Below are 888 nucleotides of genomic sequence, written 5' to 3' on the forward strand. Positions count from 1 at the left end.
AGTATTGAATGATGTGTACGGCGTTGAAAAACGAAAAAATTTCATTATTGTACGGGCAGTTTCTTTTCTGATTAATTTAGCTGTTGTAGGTGTTGTTGGACTCATTTTGTTCGCCTTTGTTTTTGGTAAGCAGATTCTACATTTAGTGGAGAAATTTCTACATCTTCAGCTTCCTTTGATTGAGACCATACTGGGATTCCGCTGGTTGATTTTGCTGGTCGTTTTGATTCTTGTACTTACTTTGGTTTATTTCCTATTGCCAAACCATGGATTAGGCATAAAATATGCAGTGCCGGGCGCTATATTTGCAACCATTGGCTGGCTGATTCTGTCTCAAGGCTTCTCTCTTTATGTTAAATATGCCGGTGGGGCAGCAGCAGGAAGCGGAGCGTTCGGTGTGGTGATCGTGCTGATGTTGTGGCTTTATTTATCAGCTATGATCTTATTGATGGGTGCGTTTATCAATACGGTCTACTATCAATACAAGATGAATAAAACTGTTGAGCAAACAAAACAAGAAAAAGAAGCAGTTGAAGCAGGAAAAACGAAAAAAGATTATTTGATCGAATCAGCAGAGAGACAACGTGGAAAATTAACAAAAGTTAAAACAGTCGCCGATCATCAGGCGGAAGAAGCCGGAGCAGCAGAAGAACCGTTAAATTAAGTTACTGGTAGTTTATCCTAAGCTGCATAAAGTTAGTTGCTGATTTATTATAAAATAGTAAAGATGATGGGATTTTTTTATCCCATCCTTTTTTTTGTTTGCCGTTTCTTATATAATAGATGAAGTTCAATAACGGTTTTAATTGCTTAATTGAAGAGACAAGGAGATTTTTAGAAATATGAATGAGAACAAAGAATCAAAAATAGACTATGGAATCATATTAT

At 36.5% G+C, this 888-nt stretch carries 1 protein-coding gene; it reads left to right on the top strand.

Going from position 1 to position 888, the window contains the following annotated elements; all coding sequences use genetic code 11:
* Nucleotides 1-664, top strand: a 664-nt coding sequence (locus RT405_RS02725; protein WP_313467346.1) for a YihY/virulence factor BrkB family protein, incomplete at its 5' end; no start/stop codon positions are given.
* Between the last annotated feature and the right edge of the window lie 224 nt (nucleotides 665-888).

The organism is Carnobacterium sp. (assembly GCF_032094055.1).
Taxonomy (GTDB): Bacteria; Bacillota; Bacilli; order Lactobacillales; family Carnobacteriaceae; genus Carnobacterium_A.